The organism is Leifsonia sp. NPDC058194 (genome assembly GCF_042883605.1).
GTDB lineage: Bacteria > Actinomycetota > Actinomycetes > Actinomycetales > Microbacteriaceae > Leifsonia.
This window is the reverse complement of sequence record NZ_JBHVVL010000002.1, coordinates 634,481-655,846: the sequence shown is the minus strand read 5'-3', so window position 1 is coordinate 655,846 and position 21,366 is coordinate 634,481. Positions and strand designations below refer to the sequence as shown.

Here is a 21,366-nt window from a genome sequence, read left to right as displayed (position 1 = left end):
GGGCGGACGCCCTCAGCGGAAGTCTCGGGAGGCGGTGCGGATCCCCGTCTGCAGCGGCTCCAGCCGGTCGGCGATCACGTTGACCACGCCTTCCTCACTGCGCTCCAGGATGCCGCGCACGATCATCGCGGGCGCCTGTCGTGCGACCCGCCGGTAGCGGTTCCACACCCCGACCGGGCAGACCACGTTCACCAACCCGGTCTCGTCCTCCAGGTTGAGGAAGGTCACGCCGGCCGCGGTCGCCGGACGCTGCCGGTGTGTGACCACTCCGCCCACCTCGATGCGGCGGCCCGACTCCGAGGTCGCGAGCATCTCGGCCGTGCGCACGCCGCGGGAGGCGAGGGCCGGCCGCAGGAAGCGGATCGGGTGGTCGTCGGTCGAGATGCCGGTCGCCCACAGATCGCTCGCGAGCTGCTCGGCCGGGCTGAGCAGCGGCAGCAGGGGTGGCTGCACGGTGATCGCGGTGCCCGCGAGGTACTCCGGCCGGTCCTGCGCCGCGTTGCCCGCCTCCCAGATCGCCTGCCGCCTGTCGAGCCCGAATCCCTCGAACGCACCCGCCGCGGCGAGCGCCTCCAGCTGTGCGACGGTCAGCCCGACCCGGCGTGAGAGGTCGGCGAGGTCCCGGTAGGCGCCGCCCGCCTCCCGCTCGGCGACGATGCGCTCGGCCAGCTTCTCGCCGATGGAGGTCACTCCGGCGAGTCCCAGCCGCACGGTGTGGCCGGCGTCGCGGCGATGCGCTGCGTAGTCGAGCGGGACGGCCGGGTCGAACGGAGCGATGGGAGGCTGCTCCTCGACCCGGCACGGGTCCATCCCGGTCGGCCCGGGGCGGTCGCCGTCGAGCGGTTCCAGCACGGGGAACACGCCGGAGCGCTGGATGTCGGGCCGCTGCACCACCACGCCGTGCCGGCGGGCGTCGGCGGTGAGGGTGCGCGGCGAGTAGAACCCCATCGGCTGCGCACGCAGCAGGGCGGCGAGGAACGCACCGGGGTAGTGCAGCTTCATCCACGAGCTGACGTAGACCAGCAGCGCGAAGCTGATCGCGTGGCTCTCGGCGAACCCGAAGTTGGCGAACGCCTCGATCTTGGCGTAGATCGCGTCGGCGTCGTCGCCGGTGATGCCGTTGTGCTCCATGCCCGTGTAGAGCTTCTCGCGCAGGGCGCCGATCTTCTCCACCCCGCGCTTGGAGCCCATCGCCCGGCGCAGCAGGTCGGCGTCCTCCGCCGTGCAGTCGCCCACCGCGACCGCCATCTGCATCAGCTGCTCCTGGAACAGCGGGACGCCCAGCGTGCGCTTCAAGACCGGCTCCAGCGCCGGGTGCAGGTAGGTTACCTCCTCCTGGCCGAGCTTGCGCCGGATGTAGGGGTGAACGGCGCCGCCCTGGATGGGGCCGGGCCGGATGAGGGCGATCTCGATCACGAGGTCGTAGAAGGAGCGGGGCCGCAGCCGGGGCAGCGTGCCGATCTGCGCCCGGCTCTCCACCTGGAACACCCCGATCGAGTCGGCGCGGCAGAGCATGTCGTACACGCCCTGCTCCTCTTTGGGGATGCTCTCCAGCGTCCATTCCTCGCCGAGGGCCGACGCGATCGCGCGCATCGAGTAGTCGAGGGCGCTCAGCATCCCGAGGCCCAGCAGATCGAACTTGACCAGGCCCATCCACGCGCAGTCGTCCTTGTCCCACTGCAGCACCGTGCGCCCCACCATGCGGGCGTGCTCGATCGGGCACACCTCGCCGACGGGCCGGTCGGTGAGCACCATGCCGCCCGAGTGGATGCCCAGGTGCCGGGGGAACTTCAGCACCTGCTGCGCCAGCTCCACCACGGCGTCGGGGATGTCGTGGTCGTCGGTGGTCGAGACGTGCGACCACGAGTCGATCTGCTTGCTCCAGGCATCCTGCTGGCCGGTGGAGTGGCCGAGCGCCTTCGCCATGTCGCGCACCGCGTTCTTCGGCCGGTACGTGATCACGTTGGCGACCTGTGCGGCGTTGTGCCGGCCGTACTTGGCGTAGACGTACTGGATGACCTCCTCACGACGGTCGGAGTCGAAGTCCACGTCGATGTCGGGCTCCTCCTCGCGCATGCTGGAGAGGAACCGCTCGAACGGCAGGTCGTACTTGATCGAGTCGACCGCGGTGATCCCGAGCAGGTAGACGACCGCAGAGTTCGCCGCCGAACCGCGCCCCTGGCAGAGGATGCCCTGGCTGCGGGCGAACCGCACGATGTCGTGCACGATCAGGAAGTAGCCGGGGAAGTCCTTGGCCTCGATCACGTCGAGCTCCCGCTCGATGCGCTCCCGCCACTGCGGGTGCCGATCGAGATCGCGGTAGCGTTCGGCGGCGCCGCGCCAGGTCAGCTCGCGCAGCCAGCTCATCGGGGTGTGCCCCTCCGGGACCTCCTGCTTGGGCAGCCGGGGACGGGCGCTGCGCAACCGGAAGGAGAGGTCGTCGGCGACCTCCACGGTGCGCTCCACCGCGCCCGGGTAACGGGCGAACCGGGCGGCCATCTCGGTGCCGCTGCGCAGATGGGCGGCGGCGGAGGCGGGCAGCCAGCCGTCCATCTCGTCCAGGCTGCGCCGGGCGCGCACCGCGGACACCGCGGTCGCCAGCGGGTACTGGGCGGGGGAGGCGTAGTGGACGTTGTTGGTCGCCACGACGGGCAGACCGAGCCGGTCGGCGATGCGGGCGAGTGCGTCGTTGTCGGTCGTGTCGTGCGGGTTGCCCTGGTCGATCAGCTCGACGAGCACGTTGTCGTGGCCGAACAGCTCCGCCAGGCGGGCGACCTCGTGCTCGGCGGCGCGCTCGCCCTGCTCGGCGAGCGCCAGGCGCACGTCGCCCTTGCGGCAGCCGGTCAGCACCATCCACTCGCCGGCGGCCTGCTCGGCCAGTTCGGGCAGGCCGTAGAGCGGGCGGCCCTTCTCACCGCCCGCGAGCTGCCCGGCGGTGATCGCGGCGGCCAGGCGGTGGTAGCCCTCCTGGCGGCGTGCGAGCACGACGAGGTGGCTGCCCTCGGGGTCGGCTTCGCCGTTCTGCGGCCGGCTGAGGGCGAGCGAGAGCTCGGCGCCGAACACGGTCTTCACCCGTTCGTACGCCTCGGCGGCCTCGGCCAGGTGGACGACGCCGTAGAGGCCGTCGTGATCGGTGAGGGCGAGCCCGTGCAGGCGCAGCCGGGTCGCCTCCTCCAGCAGCTCCTCGGGCGAGCTCGCGCCGTCGAGGAAGCTGAAGTTGCTGTGCGCGTGCAGCTCGGCGTACGCGACGTGCCCGCCCTCCGGCTCCTCCGGGAGGGGCGGCGGCACGTACTTCTGCCGCTTGCGGGACGACGGGCGCTCGACCGCCTGCTCGCCGGTGCGGCGCCCCGAGAGCCGGCGCTCGAACTCGGCCCACGGGATCGGCGGGTTGTTCCAGCCCATCAGTCGTACCTCGCCTCGGCGAGCCAGCCGCCGGCGGCCAGGCGCAGCAGCCAGGCCGTCCCGTCGGCGTCGACCAGCTGGAAGCGGTGCATCGCCCGGGCGAGCGTGGCGTCCCACCAGCGCTCGCGTACGGGCCACGGCCCCGCCCACGACCCCACCTGGCGGGCGTCGCGCACGTTGCCCGTGGGGGAGAAGAGCGCGATCGGGGCGGTGAGGTCGCCCCGGTCGGTCACCTCGACGGCATCGCCCTCCGCCGTCAGCACGGCCACCGCCCGCGGCACCTCGAACACGGTTGACGGCGCGGGGGCCGGCAGCGACCCGGGCCAGGGCTGCTCGGCGCGGGAGGCCCCGACCGGCCGGTCGCCCCACGGCACCAGCACCTGTCGCTCCGTGAGCCCGCGGCCGCCGCCGATCGTGGCGGTGAGCACGGCCTCGTGCCCCAGCATGCTCTGCACGCGGGTGAGGCCGTGGTGGATGCGCTCGTCCGCGCCGCCGCCCCACAGGCCGTCCTCGTGGTGGCCGATGTCGTCCACCGCCTCCGGCACCAGGCCGACGCGCACGATCGGCGAGGCGAGCCCGGGGTCGGCGCCCCCGGAGCCCTGCAGCTGCCAGCGCACCCGGTCGACCACATCGCCCGCGGAGAACAGGCGCGGATGCAGCCAGCTGCGCTCGCTGATCCGCCCGGACTCGTCGGTCACCTCCACCCGCAGCGTCGTGCAGACGAGCCCGGCCTTCGTCAGGCCGCCGACGAACTGCTCGGCCGTGCCGCGCACGGCGAAGGTGACCTGGTCGACGCGGTCGAGGGGAGGCTCGAACTCGATGGTGCGGTCGAGCTGCTTCGGCGGGGTGCGCGGCACGATCGCGGCTCCGTCGAAGCCGCCGGCCAGGTCGTGCGCGTGCTCTCCGCGTTCCCCGAACCGTTCGCGCACGTCGAGGCGGTCGAGGGCGGCGAGGTCGCCGAGGGTGTGCAGGCCGAGGCGGCGCAGGAGCGGGGTCAGCTCGGTGAGACCGAGCTGGGCGACCGGCAGCGGGGCGAGGAAGGCGGCGGAGGCTCCCGGCGGGATCAGGCGCACACGGGCGGATCCGGTGGAGCGGGCGGCCTGCCCGGCGGCGAACGGTCCGTCGGCGATGCCGGCCCGCGCGTCCGGCAGCCCGAGCGCCTCCAGGCAGCGCAGCAGCTCGGCGGCAGCCTGCTCCTCGCCGCCGTAGTAGCGGGCCGGGCCACGTGCCCGCAGCAGCGAGGTGCCGGGGCGCAGCGGCTGCACCCCGGGTGCGATCTCCTCGATCGCGGCCAGGATCGGCTCGAAGGCCCGTTCGTCGAGCACCGGGTCGTAGGGGAGCACCTCCAGCTGCGGGCAGCGGGACTGCGCCTCGCGCATCCGCAGTCCGCGGCGCACGCCGTCGGCACGGGCTGCGGCCGAGCAGGCGAAGACCATGCCCTTCTGCATCAGGGCGATCGGGGTGTCGTCGGTCAGGGCCGGGTCCGCCCGGCGGGCGGCGACCACGGGCCAGTCCGGGCACCAGAGCACGATCGCGCGGGTGACCTCGCGCATCTAGCCCACCGCCTCCAGGCGCGTCGGGCCGGACGGGCGGAAGCTCTCGTCGGGTGCGGGCAGCCACAGCTCGGCCCGCCGCCTCGGGCCGGAGCCGCCGCGCGGTGCGGACTCGACGGTCACCCTCCGGGACGAGAGGTAGCCCGCTCCGGTGCCCAGGCCGTCCCAGCCGCTGCGTGCGACCGAGAGCGTCGCCTCGGCCTGGGGCCAGTCGCCCGCGACGATCAGCGTCGACTCCCGCTGACGCAGCCGTGCGCTCAGCCGGGCGACGTCGCCGTCTTTCGCCCGGGCGGGCGGTGCGACCACCACGATGGATAGCACGTCGACCACGGCCGCCGTCACGGTCAGCCACTGGTCGCCGGGGTGCGGCACGAGCACCAGCCGGTCCAGGTCGATCCCGAACCGGCCGGCGGCATCGGCGCCGAAGTCGGGCATGCCGACCACCCCGCACCAGGCGCCCGCAGCGCTCGGGCCGGCGAGCAGTGCCATCAGCAGGGTGGTGGAGCCGTGGACGGCGTAGACCGCGCCGGCCTTCAGCGCCCCGCCCGGCAGCAGGGGGCCGAGCGCGGGATGCGTCTCGAACGTGCGGCTCTCGAGCTTCGTCGCCTGCATCTGCCGGATGCGCGACTGCAGCTCGTGCACCTGCGCCCGGTCGGCGACCGGGTCGGAGACCTGGTCGGCGAAGGCGGGTGCGGAGGCCGGGGACATGCATCCATTTTCGAACACATGTTCGAATGAAGCAAGTGCGCGGAGGGGCCGTTGCGCGGCGTCTCGTCGCCATGCGGACCGATGCGCGTGCCATGACGCCGCTGGCCCAGCGTCGTACTGACCCGGACGACCCGGTCTACTGAAGTCTGCGCGGAACCGTACGGAACCTTCCCGATCCGCCTCCACCGCGCCCTTCTGCTCGGCCAAGCTGGCGCTCGTGAAATATCGGGGGCGTGCAGGTGATCGTGTTCGTTGGGTGCTGGGGGTCGTGGCGTCGCTGACGCTGGCGCTCGCGCCGTTGGCCGCGGGGGTGTCGGCGGACGCGGCCGTTGCAGCGCCGACGGCGGTCACCGCGACCGTCGATGCGCGCAGTCATGTCCCGTGCCCGGCGCAGGGCGAGGTGTCGTCGTGCGATGCCGACGGCGACACGATTCCGGATATCGTCGAACGCGTCGTGTGCGGCACGGCCACGTGCGCGACCGGTCGTGAGGATCGCGACGAGGACGGCATCCCGGACTGGGTCGAGGTCATGGCGTGCGGCACGACGACGTGCGCGTCGCCGACGAGGGACAGCGTCGGCGACGGCATCCCGGACTACGCCCGCCAGATCGTGTGCGGGTCGGCGACCTGCTGGACGGACAACGCCGACGTGAATGCGCACGGTGTGCCGAAGTGGGCGTCCGTCGTCATCTGCGGCACCACCGGGTGCGCGACCGGCCACGAGGACTACGACGCCGACGGCGTCTCGGACGCGATCATGCTCGCCTCCTGCGTCACCCCGCGCAACCCGTTGGCGTCCACCGGTTCGATGCTGGCGATCGGCGTCATCCTCGCTCTGGCGGCCGCGCTGATCGGCACCGGCATCGTCCTCTCGCGCCGGCGTGGCCTGTACTCCGCGGCGCTCGATCAGGGGGCGGCTGCCTGATGCGGGCGCGACGGATGCGGGGTCGGTTCGTCACCCGCCTGACGCGGGCGCGCGTCGTGATGGGTGTGCTGGCCTCGGTGGCCGTCGTGGGCCTGACCGTGGTCGTCACGGTGACGCCGGCCGAGGCGTCTCCGGCGGAGCTGGCGCGGCGCACCGCGGCGGCGACGTTGGCCGAGGTGCGGGCGTCAGCCGCGGTGCAGGACGCGCGGGTGAAGGCCGAGACGGAGGCTCCGGCGCCTGCGGCCTCCGGGAGCATCGATCCGGGCAAGAAGTCCACCATCGATGCGAACGATCTCGGCGCCTCGGTGACCTTCTCCGGCAACAAGGTCGAATCGAAGCTCTCCGTGACCGTCGGTGGGGCTCCGGCCAACGCGCTGCGCGCAGCCCGCTCCGAGCAGCCCGGCGGCGGTACCCCGGTGTCGGACCCGGTGGAGATCACGGCGGAGGATGCCGACGGCAAGCAGGTCACCCGGTTCCCGGCGCAGGCGGTCAACACGCGCGGCGGCGGCGAGAAGGGCCCGATCGTCTCCGACGTCGTCCCCGGCGTCGCCCTGGAGCTGAAGCCCGACCTCGATCTCGTGACGTCCAACGACCTGGATCCGGCGACCCTGCAGATCTACACCCGCGAGAGCGCGGGCGATCCGTGGACGGTGCTGCCGTCGTACTACGACGCGAAGGCGGGCGTGGTGAAGGGCGTCTCGACCCACCTCTCGCAGTTCGTCGTCATCGGTGACGCCTTCCCCGTGCCCGACCGACCCGTGATCGTCCTCGACCCGGACAACGACGAGGGCCACGTCACCACACCGGCGCCACCGGTGACGGAGCTGTCGTACAACATCCAGCTCGCCCAGCAGGTCGCATCCCGGCTGCAGAATCTGTGTCTCGCGACGGTGCACATCACTCGTGAGGATCCGGGCGTTCCGATGGTTCCCCGCGAGATCCGCGCCGGGCAGATGGCGGCATGGAACCCCACCCTGTCCCTCGGTATCGGCTTCAACACGTGGGAGGGTGTCGCCTGGGGCGGAGAGCACCCTGAGCAGGGCGGCTCGCAGGTCTACACCCGGGGCGGCTCGTCCGACAGCGCGGTCTCCGATTCGCTGGTCGGGAACCTGCCGACCTACACCGGTCGCCCAGCCACCAACATGGGCGACAACGGCAACTTCCCGGGCAGCGAGTTCGCCGGTGTCCCGAACGCCTTCACTCATCTCGAAGCCCTCTATCTCGACAACCACTACGACCGCAGCTACATCGACAACGGCGGAATGCCTCACCTCGCCGATGGTGTCTTCACGGGTCTCGGCAAGTACCTCGAGACGCAGGGGTTCGATTGCACCGACCCGGTGACCGGGGGATGGCCGACTCCTCCCTCGGCTGCGGATTTCGCGCGCTGGCGCATGCTCGGCCTGCAGAGCTACCTGACCTACGGCGGCGAGCCGTTCGCGTTCTCCACCGGCAACCTCTTCGAGCGGGAGAAGCTCTTCTCCCTCCCCGGCGCGGGCGGTTCGAGCACCGACATCACACTCTTCTACAACAGTCAGGACGGCCGCCTCTCCCGCGTCGGCGCGGGCTGGTCGTTCGGGATGGGCGCTCGCGCCCAGCGGTTCATCGACGGGTCCGTGATGGTGGTCCGCGACGACGGTGCCTCGTTCGTGTTCACCGGCGATGGGAACGGTGGTTACGCGACCTCCGATCCCGGCGTCCACCAGACCCTGACGGAGGCGGGCGGCGGGCGGTTGAAGCTCACCGACGTCTCCGGCGAGAGCTGGGTGTTCGACACCGCCAACATCGACGGCATCGGCAACCTGATCCAGCACGCCGACACCGAGGGCCGCACGACGACGCTGACCTACGGTGCCCCCGCCGATCCGAAGACGACCCAGTTCTACCCGCTCGCCTCGATCACGGACAGCGCCGGTCAGACCATCCAGGTCGACTCCGACGCCCTGGGCCGCGTCACCGGCTTCACTCGCCCGGGCGGCGACCGCTGGTCGCTCTCCTACGACGGCGCCGGCAACCTGACCACCATCACCCTGCCGGACGGCCGCACGAAGCAGTTCAGCTACGACGACAAGCACCAGCTGCTGACGGGCACGGATGCGACCGGTGCCACGTACTTGAAGAACCAGTACGACGACCAGGGCCGCATCGTGAAGCAGTGGGATGTGCAGGGCAACCTGCGCACCCTGGACTACTCGACCGCCGGGCAGACCACCTATACCGACAACCTGGGTCGCACGAGCGTCTACTTCTTCGACGACCGGTTCCGGATCACGAAGGTACAGCATCCGGACGGGACCACGGCGAGCTTCTCGTTTGATGCGGACTACAACATCCTCTCCTCGACCGATGAGAACGGGAAGAAGACGACCTACGGGTACGACGCCGCGGGAAACCTCACGACGGAGACTGCCCCGGACGGCATCGTCACCAAGTACACCTACACGCCGACCGGCCTGGTGGCGACCAAGACCGACACCGGCGGCCCGTTGCTGGGATCGGCCTCCGGGCATGCGCCGCAGGGCTCGCAGCGCACCTGGTCGTACGACTACGACGGCGCCGGGCACCTCGTCGCGACCCACCAGCCGGACGGCACCACGATCACCAACGCGTACGACGCGGCGGGCAACGTCGTCAGGACGACGCAGCCGTCCGGGGCGGTGACGACGTACGCGTACGACGCCGCCGGCCATCTGGCCTCGAGCACCGACGCGGTCGGCCGCACCACGACATTTGCGTACGACGCCGCCGGGCGGATGACCGCCCAGACCGATCCCGGAGGCCACGCCACCTCGTACGCGTGGGATTCTGGCGACCGGATGGTCACCGCCACCGATGCGACCGGCGCGGCCTTCGGCTACGGCTGGGAGCCGAATGACCACCTCGCCACCCTGACCGACCCCACGGGGGCCGTCACGAAGTACTCGTGGGACGCCATGTTCCACCTGACCGACTCCACCAGCCCCTCCGGCGGTGTGACGATGTACGGGTACACCGCCGAGGACGCCCTGTCGTCGCAGACGGATCCGCTCGGTGCGACGACCACCAACAGGATGGACGACCGGGACCGGGTCATCACGACGGTGGACCCCAACGGGGGCGAATGGCGGTACACCTACGACGGTGTGGGGAATCTCCTGAGCTCCACCGTCCCGTCGGGTGCGAAGACCACCTTCACTTACGACAGCAACGGCCACCTCCTGACTCAGAAGGACCCGACCGGCGGCACCACGACCTCCGTGTACGACTCCGTCGGTCGCCTGATCACCCAGACCGACCCGGATGGCGTCGTGTCGAAGTACGAGTACGACGCGATGGACCGCATCGTCCGCATCATCGACGGTCTCGGCAAGCGGACCGACCTCGCCTACGACGTCGACGGCAACGTGACGAGCGTGGTCGACCGGCAGGGCAACCCGTGGACGTTCACCTACGATGCGGCCGGGCAGCTCCTCACCACGAAGACTCCTCTCGGTGAGGTGACGAGCTACGCGTACGACGCCGACGGCAACCTCACCGCCGTGACGGATCCGCTCGGACGCACCACCACGAACGCCTACGACACCCTGGACCGGCTCGCGTCGACCGCCGACCCGGCCGGCAACACCACCTCGTACGCGTACGACCCGAACGGACGCACCGCGTCCATCACCGACCCGAACGGTCACACCACCTCGTTCGCCTACGACGTCGACGGCAACCAGACCTCGACGACGGACGCCACCGGCGCCGTCACCGCATACGGCTGGGACGCGGCCGGAAATCAGACGTCGATGACGGATGCCAACGGGCACACCACCCGCTACGGCTACGACCCGGCCGGGCAGCTCTCTCAGGTGATGGAGGGCTACGAGGCGGGAGCGTCTCCCGGCCCTGACGTGAACGTCGTGTCCAAGTACGCCTACGACGCGGACGGCGCGCTCACCAGTGTCACCGACCCCAATGGCCACACGACCACATACGAGGTCGACGCCGCCGGCCGCACCACCAAGGAGCTCGACCCGGTCGGTACCACCACCGCCTGGTCGTACACTGCCGCGGGTCGCCTGGCCTCCCTGGTCAACGGCAACGGAGCGCGCACAACCTACGCGTATGACGGTCGCGGCGACCTCTCCCGCCAAAACCAGGCCGGAGCCGTCGCCACCTACGAGTACTCGGCGAACCAGCAGCTCATCGCCATGACCGACCCGACCGGCACCTCCGGCTGGACCTACGACAAGGACGGCCGCACCACTACCCAGATCGACCTGACCGGCGGCCACCTGAAGACCAGCTACGACAAAGCCGGGCAGACCACTCGGATGACCCTTCCCACCGGCCAGAAGCTCGACTACACCTACGATGCCGCGGGCAACGTCACGTCGCAGACTTCGCCGTGGGGTGCGTTGACGTACGGGTGGGATGCGGCAGGCAACCTCACCGACCTCGCCCGCTCCACCGGCGTCGCCACGAGCTACTCGTACGACGCCGTCAACCGGGTCGTGGACGTGCTGCACACGACCCCGGAGTCGGCCACGCCGGCATCCCAATCGCCGTCTGCGTCGCCCGCCGCATTCGCCGCGAGCGACGTCCAGTCCGAGAAATGCGCCTCCGTCGCCGGCTACCTCAGCGCACGGTCCGCACCAGCCGCGGGCGAGAACGGCAAGTGCAAGCAGACCAACACGTATCTGAACGGCCGCACCCTCCCGACGCCGGAGAACCCGGTCGCCGATGGTGGCGCCCTGCGCTACCAGTACGGGTACGACCCCGACGGCAACCTGACGAAGGCGACCCGCACGATCACCCCGGCGCCGCCGATCGCAGCGACGACGGACGGGTCCGGTGCTGTGTCCACCGTGCCCGGTGTGCCGTCCGCCGTCGCTCCGCCTGCGAAGGCGAAGACGACGTCCACCAGCTACGGCTACGACGGCCTGGACCGTCTGGCCTCCTCGAAGACGAAGTCCGGCGAGAAAGACACGTACGCGTATGACCCGGCGGGTAACCGGACCGGGTGGACTCGCACGGGCGCGAAAGAGGGGAACTTCTCCCAGACCGCTTCCTTCAACAACGCGAACCAGTTGACCCAGTCGGTCACGTCGGGTTCGGGTCGGGGAGTATCCGGTGGTGTGGCGTCGTACTCGTATGACGGTGCCGGGAACAGGGTGTCGCAGTCGGTGGCGGGTGTCGGGACGTTGTTCTCCTATAATCCGTCCGGTCGGGCGACACAGGTGACTCGTGACGGCCGCTCCACGTCGTATGCGTATGACGGTCTCGGCCGACAGGCGTCGTCCACGGATCAGACGAAGTACGGCACGGAGACGACCGCAAGGGTCTACGCAGGCGCCTCCTTCCTGCAGTCGACGAGTTCGACCCAGGGCACTACGACGGTGGTGCGGGATTCAGCTGGCTCCCTGGCCGAGCACGTTACCGCGTCTGGTGAGGCGAGCTGGGACCTGTTGGATGGTCTGGGCTCGACGATCGCCGAAGTATCCGCTGGGTCGATCACCCAGCTGGCGTCGTATGACGATTGGGGCGGTGAGACCTTCGAAACCGACGGGTGGAGCGCCCCGGAAAGCTACACGGGTCACCCCCAGGACCCGACCCAGGCCCTGATGCACACCTTCGCCCGCTCGTACGACGTGTCAACCGGAACGTGGACGAGCCCGGATACCTGGCGCGGCCTTCTGACGCAACCGAAGTCGCTGGCCCGCTACCAGTACGCGTTCACTAGCCCGACCACGAACTGGGACCCGGACGGTCACCGGTGCGCACAAAGGTCGGGGACGTCGGACGCGCTACCGCTTGGATGTGGCGCGCCGCCGGCCCAGGCGTGGGACAACGTGAACATGCCACCCACAAGTCAGCCCAGCACGCCGTCAAAGCCGAGCAAGCCCACGCCCAACGGCCCCAACGACCAGAACGATGAGCAGGACCGCCACATGTGCCCGGCGGGTCAGACGATGTACGCGAGTTCGTACACCTCCTCGAGCTGTGTGTCGAACGCTGCGCTGGAGCAACAAGCGGCGAACTGGGGCACCTTCTTCGACGTGCTCGGATGGATCGGCGCTGCTGCAGGCCTCCTGTCACTCATCCCCGGAATGCAGTGGCTTGCGCCGATCGCCTTGGTGGCAAGCGTTGCAAGCACGATCTACAACTGCGTCGTAGGCGGTGAGCGTATTGGCGGTTGCGTGATTGGCATTATCACCACGGCGATTCCTGGGGGAGGGAAACTCTTGGGGAAGGCCCTGCGCGGAAAGGTAGAAGATTGGATTTCGGACGCGGTTGCGCAGGCCTTCGCTGCCCTCGGGATCTCGGCAGACGGGCTGGGCGTGGCGCAATTGGCGGGGACACGATGACGACGAGGACGGAGGGACTATGCCATCAGACGAGATCGAAAGGCGGGAGTTGTTAGCGGGGCACAGCGCCAACTGGTGGTCGGGAGTCAGCCTGGGCGGGGGTGCGCTCTGGCTCGTCGGATCGATTGGCGGAGTCATCTGCGGGCTGACGATCGTGCGAATCAACCAACGACTGGATCCTGTCACGATTGGCTTCCTTGCTCTGTTCGCTTTAGGTCTCGCTGTCCTCGTGTTCGGTGATCGGATGGCGGCCTTCAAAGCCAAAAAGGAAGTGGCCGCGGGATATACGACGATGGCACAGGGGCATTACGAGGTAGAGCGACGGCATTCTCCGACCGGCGTTGTGATGCGTCAGGCAGGTCAGCCGAACCTCACTAGGTCCGAGTGGGAGTCGGCCATGGTCCGCGTTCGCGCTTTTGAAGGATCACGGGGCAAGGAGCATGGAAGCTGAATTGAGCCGTCGGCACCTTCGTTTCACCTTCTCCCAGACCTCTACCTTCAACAACGCGAACCAGCTGACCCAGTCGAATACTTTCAGCTCGGGTCGTGGGGTCTCCGGTGGCATCGCGTCGTACTCGTACGACGGTGCCGGCAACCGGACCTCGCAGTCGGTGGCCGGTGTCGGGACGTCGTTCTCGTACAACCCGTCCGGCCAGGCGACACAGGTGAGCCGCGATGGCCGGCAGACGTCGTACGCGTATGACGGTCTCGGCCGGCAGGCGTCGTCCACGAATCAGACGGAGTACGGCATGGAGAGCTCGGCGTCTCGGGCGATGCTTTCGGTGTTGCCCAAGGATGGTGAGCAAATGAGTGAAGATTGGGAACTATGTGAGCTTCTCCCCGGCCGCACGGTTAAGCAGTGGAGCCGGGTCGGTCTCTTCGGAATTGCAATGCTCGCTGTCGGAATGCTGGGAGCAGCGACCTGTGCGCTGATCATTGTCTCGCGAACCAAGCAGTGGGACCCGCTCACTCTTGGCTTCCTGGTGGTTCTTGTCGTGGGCTTTGCCTGGGTGTGGTTTTGCTATCTGGCGGGAAATCGTAAAGAAGAGCGTGAACTTGAGGCTGGCTATACGACCGCTGCGCAAGGCAACAACGAGGTTGCTCGGGTTCATTCCCCTACTGGAGTTGTGATGCGGCGCGCTGGTGAGCCGGATTTGTCGCGCCAGGATTGGGAGCGAGCGATGGAGAAGGTTCGCGCGTTTCAGCGGGCCAAACTCGAAGGTCGTGAAGACTGAAGGAGAGCCGGCCGCAGTCGACGAGTTCGACCCAGGGCACTACGACGTTGGTGCGGGATGCGGCGGGCGCGTTGGCTGAGCACGTCACAGCGTCCGGTGAGGCTACCTGGGACCTGCTGGACGGTCTGGGCTCGACGATCGCCGGTGTGACCGGCGGATCGGTCACCCAGGTGGCGTCGTATGACGATTGGGGCGGCCAGGCGTTCGAGACCGACGGGTGGGATGCGCCCGAGAGTTACACCGGTCGCGTCCAGGATGTGTCCCAGGGCCTGATGCACACCCTTTCACATGTTTGGCCGCCGACGGTGGAGGAGTGTACGCCTCCTACTCGCGCGACTGGTTGGGTCGCGACTCAGCTGACTCAGGGATTGCCGCCGGAGGCGGAGCAGGGTGCTCCGGATACATGATGTGGTTCTTCTAGGAGCGTCGATGACAATTGGCAACGTGATCATGTTGGTCATGGGATTCGCCGGAATCGTAGGAGGGCTTGCGGCGGTGGCCTATCGAGTACCGCTGGCCGACCGCAACCGACGGAATATTGAGGCAAGGTTCGGCGCAGGCCAAGCGGGGTCCCGTCGATCGACCCCTGGGATGATGCTCGCGCTTGGTCTCGGCTGGGCTGCTATCGGGCTGGGTGTAGTGATTTCCGCCATCATCGCTTAGACGGCGGCGTCGATGTGCTTCATCCATGGGCAATCGGACGGGTGAACGCAACAGGGAGTGTCGAACCAGAGGCCGTTGGCTCATTCGGGGCAGGCATCGTAACCGTCGTGCCCTACGGCGGATACCAAGTGGTGAAGTACGCAGACGTAGCGATCATCGTTACCGCCTGGGCGAGAATCTCAGGTCCCGCGCAAGGACAGTTACTAGAAACGGAGTTGCCTTTATGAAGCGACGATTTGTTGAAGTTTGGGCCCCGTTCGTTGGAAGGGTATTCGCACGCAGACTGTTTCGCAGTCGTCTCCCCCTTCTTGTCGGCGCTGTGCCGATAGCTATTTCGTGGATAACTGGAGTCTTGCATGCACTGGGCGTGGCGACTGAGGTGGTCGGTGTTCTGAACGCCCTATTGGCGCTCGTTGCAGCGCTGAGCCTCATCACCTGGGTGAGTGTGTTGGGTAGTCGGCGCACCGAGATCGTGAGGCGGATCGGCGCAGCGGGGGTGTCGGTGTCGAGCCGCCCCGCGATCCTGACCGTCTCGCGATTCTCCGCTTGGCTTGCTCGAGAGGCGATTCCGAAATCTCTAGCAGCGCAGGTGGTATCAAGCTCGTGAGAGCGTCGTCGTCGGTTCCAGGTGTGCCGTCGGGAGCGACGCCGCCGGCGACGGCGAAGGTGACCTCCACGAGTTACGGGTATGACGGTGTGGACCGTCTGGCCTCCTCGACCGCCTCGTCGGGTGAGAAGAACACGTACGCGTACGACCCGGCGGGTAACCGGACGGGGTGGACGTGTTCGGGTGCCGCCGACGGGAACTTCTCCCAGACCGCCGCGTTCAACGACTCGAACCAGCTGACCCGGTCGAACACGTCGGGTGCCGGTCGTGGGGTGTCCGGTGGTGTGGCGTCGTATTCGTATGACCGTGCCGGGAACCGGGTGTCGCAGTCGGTGGCGGAGACGACCGCGAACGTGTTCGACGGCACGAGCATGCCGCAGTCGACGAGTTCGACCCAGGGCACCACGACGTTGGTGCGGGATGCTGCGGGCGCGCTGGCCGAGCACGTCACCGCATCCGGTGAGGCGACCTGGGACCTGCTGGACGGTCTGGGCTCGACGATCGCCGGCATCACCGGCGCATCGATCACCCAGTTGGCGTCGTGTGACGATTGGGGCGGCCAGGCGTTCGAGTCAAACGGGTGGGACGCCCCATGAGTCTGATCGACGCGATCGCAATTCCTGAGCGCACCCGCACCCTCCGCTCGGGTTGGAATCCACGTTCGTTGCTCCTGAAGTGACCATTGGCAACGTCAACGCTGTGCGACCAGGCCTGCACTCGGCGAAGTACCTGCAAAGCAGACCCCGGAGATCGACAGCCTCGACCTCGCAGGGAGACCGTCTCGTCCACTGAATGTCGGCACGACGCCCACGCAAATGGCGGCGGCAGGACCGAGTGGGAGGCCTCGATCGGGTTGGCTTGGTGCGGGGAAACCGGGGGAGCCCTGTGGCATCGGAGCACTTCGAGATGCGAGCGAGGGGACACACCTGGGGCGGTGATTCGATCGCAGCCACAGGGCTCAGGCCCAGCCCCCTGCGCCGCGCGTTCGCAGCCCGCTCAGCGCCCGCTGAACCTACGCCGGCTCGGTCACGAAGTCGATCAGGTGCTCCACGCGGCCGAGCAGCTCCGGCTCGAGGTCGGCGAAGGTGCGCACCTGGCCCAGGATGCGCTTCCACGCCCGGGCGATGTCGGCCTGGTTCTCGTGGGGGAGGCCGAGTGCCGCGCAGATCCCGCGCTTCCATTCGATCGAGCGGGGGATCGACGGCCACGCCTCCAGGCCGACCCTGGCCGGCTTCACGGCCTGCCAGATGTCGATGAATGGGTGACCGACCACGAGCACGTGCGCCCCGAACGGGCCGCGCGCGACCGTCTCGGCGATCCGGCTCTCCTTGGAGCCCGGTACGAGGTGGTCCACCAGCACGCCGATCCGGCGCTCCCGGGTGGGAGCGAACTCGCGCACGATCGCGTCCAGGTCGTCCACACCCTCCAGGTACTCGACGACGACGCCCTCGACGCGCAGATCGTCTCCCCACACACGCTCGACGAGCTCGGCGTCATGCCGCCCCTCGACGAAGATGCGGCTCGCTCGCGCGATACGCGCCTTCTGCTCACCGACGGCGAACGAACCCGACGCCGTGCGCCCGGTGCCGCCGCTCGCGCGCTTCGGGACGACGAGCCGCACGGGCTCACCGTCGATCAGGAACGCGGATCCGAGCGGGAAGACGCGCTTGGTGCCGAAGTAGTCCTCCAGCTCGATGGTCTGCGCCTCCAGGCGGGTGACCGCCCCGCAGAAGCCGGTGGCGGCCTCCTCGACCACGAGGTCGCGCACGGCCTCGACATCGGGGACGGGCTTGCGCCCGGCCGTCTTCCATCCCGGTGCGAGCACATCGGATCCGTAGCGGTCGTCCATCACCCCAGGAGGCTATGCGATACCGCCGGACGACGGCGGGAGGCACGCCCGCCCGCGGCGACGCCCGCCCGCTGAACCCGCCCGGTGCGATCGCAGCGGTCAGTCGAAGACCCGCACCAGCCGCCACGTGCGGTCCACGGCGTCGTGCCGCACATCGAACACGTGGGCGACCCCGGAGTCGCTGGTCGCCTGGAACCGCCAGCCGCCGATCTCGCGCGGGAGCGCGCCCACGTCGTAGCGGTGCTCCCCGAACGGCCGCCACCACGCCGGCGCGACCGCCCAGACGGTCGGCATGTCACTCACGCGGTAACGGGTGGAACGCCAGACCAATCGCAGCGGGATGCCGTCGTCGGTCGTCCACACGGCGACCGCTTCGTCGACGTCGGTCATCGCAGTCACCTCCTCGATTCGAACGAATGTTCGAATGTGAGTGTAGACCGGACGGCCGACACGCGCATCCTGTACCGTGCGTCCCACCCCTGGCATACTGGCCGCATGACCGACCTCAACGACCCGTCCGGCGCGTCGCTGCGCCTCAGCACCGACGAGCGCGAGCGTGCCGTTGCGGCATTGCAGTCGCATGCGGCGGCGGGGAGGCTCGACGACGCCGAGCTGCAGTCGCGTGTCGCGTCGGCCCGCTCGGCCGTCACACGCGGCGATCTGGCCCCGTTGTTCGCCGATCTGCCCGGTGGCCTGCACCTCGACGACCACGCGGGACGGCCCGCTCAGGCTCAGCCCGCCCAGCCGACGCAGCCCGCCCCGCCGGTCCCGCCGGCGGCGGCCTACGACCCGGGCGCGACGTACGCCCCCGGCGACCCGTACGCGGACCAGCGCTATCGGCCGACGAACCGCTGGGGGCTCCTCGTCGTCTCAGTGATGCCGTTCATCGCAGTCATCTTGTTCTTCGTGACGAGCGGGATCTGGGGCTACCAGTACAGCTGGCTGTGGTTCCTGCTCATCCCGCTCGCGGGCGCCCTGGTCTACGGGATCGACGGCCCGCGGAGGCGTTAGCCCAGCGCGGTCCCGAACAGCAGTCCGAGCAGGTAGGTCGCCGCAGCGGCGCCGAAGCCGATCGCGAGCTGGCGCAGCGCGCGCTTCAGCGGCGACCCGCCCGACAGCAGGCCGACGACGGCGCCGGTCGCCAGCAGCACGATGCCGACCAGGCCGGCGGACACGAGCACGGCCGTGGTGCCGCCGAGGCCGAAGAGGTAAGGGATGATCGGCACGAGCGCGCCGGAGGCGAAGAAGCAGAAGCTCGACAGGGCGGCGCTCCACCCGTTGCCGACGGCCTCGTGCTCGTCCACCTCCGGTGCCGCCGCGGTCCCGGCCGCCACGTCGCCGACGGGGATCTCGCTCGTGTACGCCTGCAGAGTCTGCAAGGTCTCGCGGGCCCGGGCGGCGGCATCCTCCGCTGACATGCCCCGGGCGCGGTAGACGAGCGTCAGCTCGTTCGCATCGACGTCGAGGTGCGGGAGGGCGGAGCGCGTCGCCGGGTTGGGGCTCGACGCCTCCAGCAGCTCGCGCTGGGAGCGTACCGAGACGTACTCGCCCGCACCCATCGAGAGGGCGCCGGCGAGCAGACCGGAGACTCCCGTCAAGAGCACCACGTGCGTCGCCACCCCGCTCGCGCTCACGCCGAGGACGAGGGCGAGGTTGCTCACCAGGCCGTCGTTGGCGCCGAAGACGGCCGCGCGGAACGTTCCGGAGAGGCGCTGCCGGCCACGCGCCGCGAGCGCGCGCACGACCTCTTCATGCACCTGCTCGTCGGCCGCCATCTGCGGGGTGGCGTCGACGTCGGTCGCGTAGGGTGACCGCGCCTCGGCCCGCTGAGCGAGCGCCAGCACGAAGACGGAGCCGAAGCGGCGGGCGAGGAAGCCGAGCATGCGCGTGCGCACGTCGCCGCGGAGCGGTCTGCCCACCTGGTCGCCGAGCAGGTCGAGCCAGTGCTGCTCGTGGCGGCCCTCCGCCTCGGCCAGAGCGAGGAGGATCTCGCGCTCCTCGCCGGTGCGGCGTTGGGCGAGGTCCCGGTAGACGGCGGCCTCGGCGCGCTCGTCGGCCAGGTAGCGCCGCCACCGCCGGATGTCGGCAGGGGTCGGGGTGCGCTCGGTGGTCGTCATCGCCAGAAGTCTAGGCGACCCCCGCCGAGGCGGCGCGGAAGCGCTCCGCCCATACGGCGGCGAGCTCGCGCACCGCATCCGGAGCTTCGATGGAGAAGGGGGCGCCTGCGGCCGCGAGCCCGAAGAGGGCCCACTCCGGGCTCTCCACGACGAGCCGCACGCGAGCGGTCTCCGCATCGACGGGCGTGACGGTCGCCCAGCGGCCGATCGCCTCCTCCACCCGGGCGGGGTCCGCGTGGACCAGCGCGTCGACGACGAGCTGTTCGGAGGCGGGGGAGAGGGAGGCGCGGACGTACTCCGCGGCATCCTCCGCCGGCAGGGTGCGCGGACGGAACCGCGCCCCGGTCGCACGCGGTTCGCTCAACCGGTCGAGCCGAAAGCTGCGCCAGTCGAACCGGCTCAGGTCGTAGGCGACGAGGTACCAGCGCCGCCCGACCGACACGAGACGATGCGGTTCGACGGTGCGCCGCGTCTCCTCGCCGCCCCGGGCCACGTACGTGAACTCGAGCCGCTCCTCGTCGCGGCACGTCTGCGCGACGGTCGTCAACGTCGAGGCGTCGACGACCGGGCCGCCACGCAACGCCGTCGCCAGCGTCGCGACGCGCAGGGCGTCGACGCGCCGCTTCAGCCGCGGGGGCATGACCTGGACCACCTTGGCGAGCGCGCGGACCGACGCCTCCTCCACTCCGGCGATCCCGCTCTGCGCCGCAGTCCGGAGACCGACGGCGAGGGCGACCGCTTCGTCGTCATCGACGACGAGCGGCGGCAGGGAGGCGCCGGCGGCGAGCTGGTAGCCTCCCGCGACTCCGCGCGTCGCGTCGACCGGGTACCCGAGATCGCGGAGCCGGTCCACGTCGCGGCGGAGGGTGCGCGGCGAGACGCCCAACCGGTCCGCCAGCTCGGTGCCCGGCCAGTAGCGGTGGGTCTGCAGCAGCGACAGCAGCTGCAGGGTGCGCGATCCGGTGCTTGCCATGCCTCCCAGTGTGCACCGGGATGCGGCCGGATTGTGGCCGCTATCCGGAGGTGCGCGGCTGGAGGGCCGGGGCGCCGGGGCGCGAGAGGGTGAGCACGGCCTCCGTGATGTGCGGATCGCGTTCGAGGTCGTCCTCGACGAGGGACAGATCGGACGCGACGTCCGACTCCCGGTCGTTGCCCACGAGGTCGACGGCCGCGACGAGGAAGAGTCGCTCCGGACCCACGAACTCCAGGTGCAGGTAGGTGACCTTCTCGACCTCCGGGTGGCGCAGGAGGCCCGCGAGCACGGCCTGATGGGCGCGCTCGGGGGCGGGCTCGCCGAGCAGGAAGCGGCGGTTGCGGTCGATCAGCACCACGGCGACGACCGCGAGGAGCACTCCGACCAGGATCGAGCCGAGGGCGTCGAAGACCGCCTGCCCGGTGAGCTGGTGCAGCAGGATGCCGGCGAAGGCGATCACGAGCCCGATCAGCGCGGCCGCATCCTCGGCGAACACCGCACGCAAGGTCGGGTTGGAGGTCATGAGCACCTGCTCGACCGTGCCCGTTCCGCGCTCGGACGCCAGTGCGCGCGCCTGCCGGTACGACTGCAGGAACGAGATCCCCTCGAAGACGAACGACACGGCGAGGACGAGGTAGGCGATCAGGTAGTCGGCCTCGGGCTCGTTCGAGCCCAGTTCCGACACGCCGTGCATGATCGACACGACGGCGCCCGCGGTGAACAGCCCGACCGCCGCGAAGAGGCTCCAGACGTACGACTCCCGGCCGTAGCCTCCCGGATGCGCGTCGTCGCGGGGGCGGGCGGCCGAGCGCTCCGCCTGCAGCAGGAAGATCTCGTTGCCCGAGTCGGCCCACGAGTGCGCGGCCTCGGCGACCATCGACGCGGAGCCGGTGAGCGCGGCGGCGACCGTCTTCGCGATCGCCACGATCACGTTGGCGCCGAGCGCGAGGATCACCGTGAAGACGCTGGAGGATTCCCGCTTCGAGGCCATGGCGGTCACGA

At 69.7% G+C, this 21,366-nt stretch carries 15 protein-coding genes; 7 read left to right on the top strand and 8 right to left on the bottom strand.

Annotated elements, in window-relative coordinates:
* Positions 1–12: 12 nt before the first annotated feature.
* From ACFVU2_RS09900 to ACFVU2_RS09890, 3 genes are read right to left on the bottom strand one after another with little or no spacing between them, the layout of a single operon-like run.
* A complete protein-coding gene (locus ACFVU2_RS09900; protein WP_387873412.1) occupies positions 13–3,402 on the bottom strand; it encodes an error-prone DNA polymerase in 3,390 nt (1,129 codons plus the stop codon).
* A complete protein-coding gene (locus ACFVU2_RS09895; RefSeq protein ID WP_387873411.1) occupies positions 3,402–4,955 on the bottom strand; it encodes a DNA polymerase Y family protein in 1,554 nt (517 codons plus the stop codon). Before ACFVU2_RS09895 ends, ACFVU2_RS09900 begins: the two co-directional genes overlap by 1 nt.
* Positions 4,956–5,663 (bottom strand): hypothetical protein, encoded by a 708-nt coding sequence (locus ACFVU2_RS09890; protein WP_387873409.1) that lies wholly within the window; start codon positions 5,661–5,663, stop codon positions 4,956–4,958.
* Positions 5,664–5,919: 256 nt separating this feature from the next.
* On the opposite strand from ACFVU2_RS09890, the gene ACFVU2_RS09885 reads away from it, so the two are divergent.
* The 6 genes from ACFVU2_RS09885 to ACFVU2_RS09860 all read left to right on the top strand — a co-directional run bounded on the left by ACFVU2_RS09885 (position 5,920) and on the right by ACFVU2_RS09860 (position 16,021).
* On the top strand, positions 5,920–6,588 hold the full coding sequence (locus ACFVU2_RS09885; protein WP_387873407.1) for a hypothetical protein: 669 nt from the start codon (positions 5,920–5,922) through the stop codon (positions 6,586–6,588).
* Positions 6,589–6,602: 14 nt separating this feature from the next.
* Positions 6,603–12,920 (top strand): RHS repeat-associated core domain-containing protein, encoded by a 6,318-nt coding sequence (locus ACFVU2_RS09880; RefSeq protein WP_387873405.1) that lies wholly within the window; start codon positions 6,603–6,605, stop codon positions 12,918–12,920.
* Between the two features lie 19 nt (positions 12,921–12,939).
* On the top strand, positions 12,940–13,371 hold the full coding sequence (locus tag ACFVU2_RS09875) for a hypothetical protein (RefSeq protein WP_387873403.1): 432 nt from the start codon (positions 12,940–12,942) through the stop codon (positions 13,369–13,371).
* Positions 13,361–14,155 (top strand): hypothetical protein, encoded by a 795-nt coding sequence (locus tag ACFVU2_RS09870; protein ID WP_387873401.1) that lies wholly within the window; start codon positions 13,361–13,363, stop codon positions 14,153–14,155. Before ACFVU2_RS09875 ends, ACFVU2_RS09870 begins: the two co-directional genes overlap by 11 nt.
* A 429-nt stretch (positions 14,156–14,584) precedes the next feature.
* Positions 14,585–14,818, top strand: coding sequence for a hypothetical protein (locus ACFVU2_RS09865; RefSeq protein WP_387873399.1), 234 nt, complete (start codon positions 14,585–14,587; stop codon positions 14,816–14,818).
* 666 nt (positions 14,819–15,484) lie between these two features.
* Positions 15,485–16,021, top strand: coding sequence for a hypothetical protein (locus tag ACFVU2_RS09860; protein WP_387873397.1), 537 nt, complete (start codon positions 15,485–15,487; stop codon positions 16,019–16,021).
* Between the two features lie 416 nt (positions 16,022–16,437).
* Here the strand turns inward: ACFVU2_RS09860 and ACFVU2_RS09855 are convergent, their stop codons facing one another.
* Entirely contained in the window at positions 16,438–17,274 is an 837-nt protein-coding gene (locus ACFVU2_RS09855; RefSeq protein ID WP_387874421.1) for a DUF3097 domain-containing protein, read from the bottom strand.
* A 99-nt stretch (positions 17,275–17,373) separates the two neighbouring features.
* Positions 17,374–17,664 (bottom strand): DUF6504 family protein, encoded by a 291-nt coding sequence (locus tag ACFVU2_RS09850; RefSeq protein WP_387873395.1) that lies wholly within the window; start codon positions 17,662–17,664, stop codon positions 17,374–17,376.
* Between the two features lie 105 nt (positions 17,665–17,769).
* On the opposite strand from ACFVU2_RS09850, the gene ACFVU2_RS09845 reads away from it, so the two are divergent.
* Entirely contained in the window at positions 17,770–18,285 is a 516-nt protein-coding gene (locus ACFVU2_RS09845; protein WP_387873393.1) for a DUF1707 domain-containing protein, read from the top strand.
* Here ACFVU2_RS09845 and ACFVU2_RS09840 read toward each other — a convergent pair.
* From ACFVU2_RS09840 to ACFVU2_RS09830, 3 genes are read right to left on the bottom strand one after another with little or no spacing between them, the layout of a single operon-like run.
* Positions 18,282–19,391: a VIT1/CCC1 transporter family protein gene (locus ACFVU2_RS09840; RefSeq protein WP_387873391.1), complete on the bottom strand. Its 1,110-nt coding sequence runs from the start codon at positions 19,389–19,391 to the stop codon at positions 18,282–18,284. The genes ACFVU2_RS09845 and ACFVU2_RS09840 overlap by 4 nt on opposite strands.
* A 10-nt stretch (positions 19,392–19,401) precedes the next feature.
* Positions 19,402–20,364, bottom strand: a complete 963-nt coding sequence (locus tag ACFVU2_RS09835; protein ID WP_387873389.1) for a helix-turn-helix transcriptional regulator — start codon at positions 20,362–20,364, stop codon at positions 19,402–19,404.
* Between the two features lie 40 nt (positions 20,365–20,404).
* Entirely contained in the window at positions 20,405–21,355 is a 951-nt protein-coding gene (locus tag ACFVU2_RS09830; RefSeq protein WP_387873387.1) for a cation diffusion facilitator family transporter, read from the bottom strand.
* Positions 21,356–21,366 lie beyond the last annotated feature (11 nt).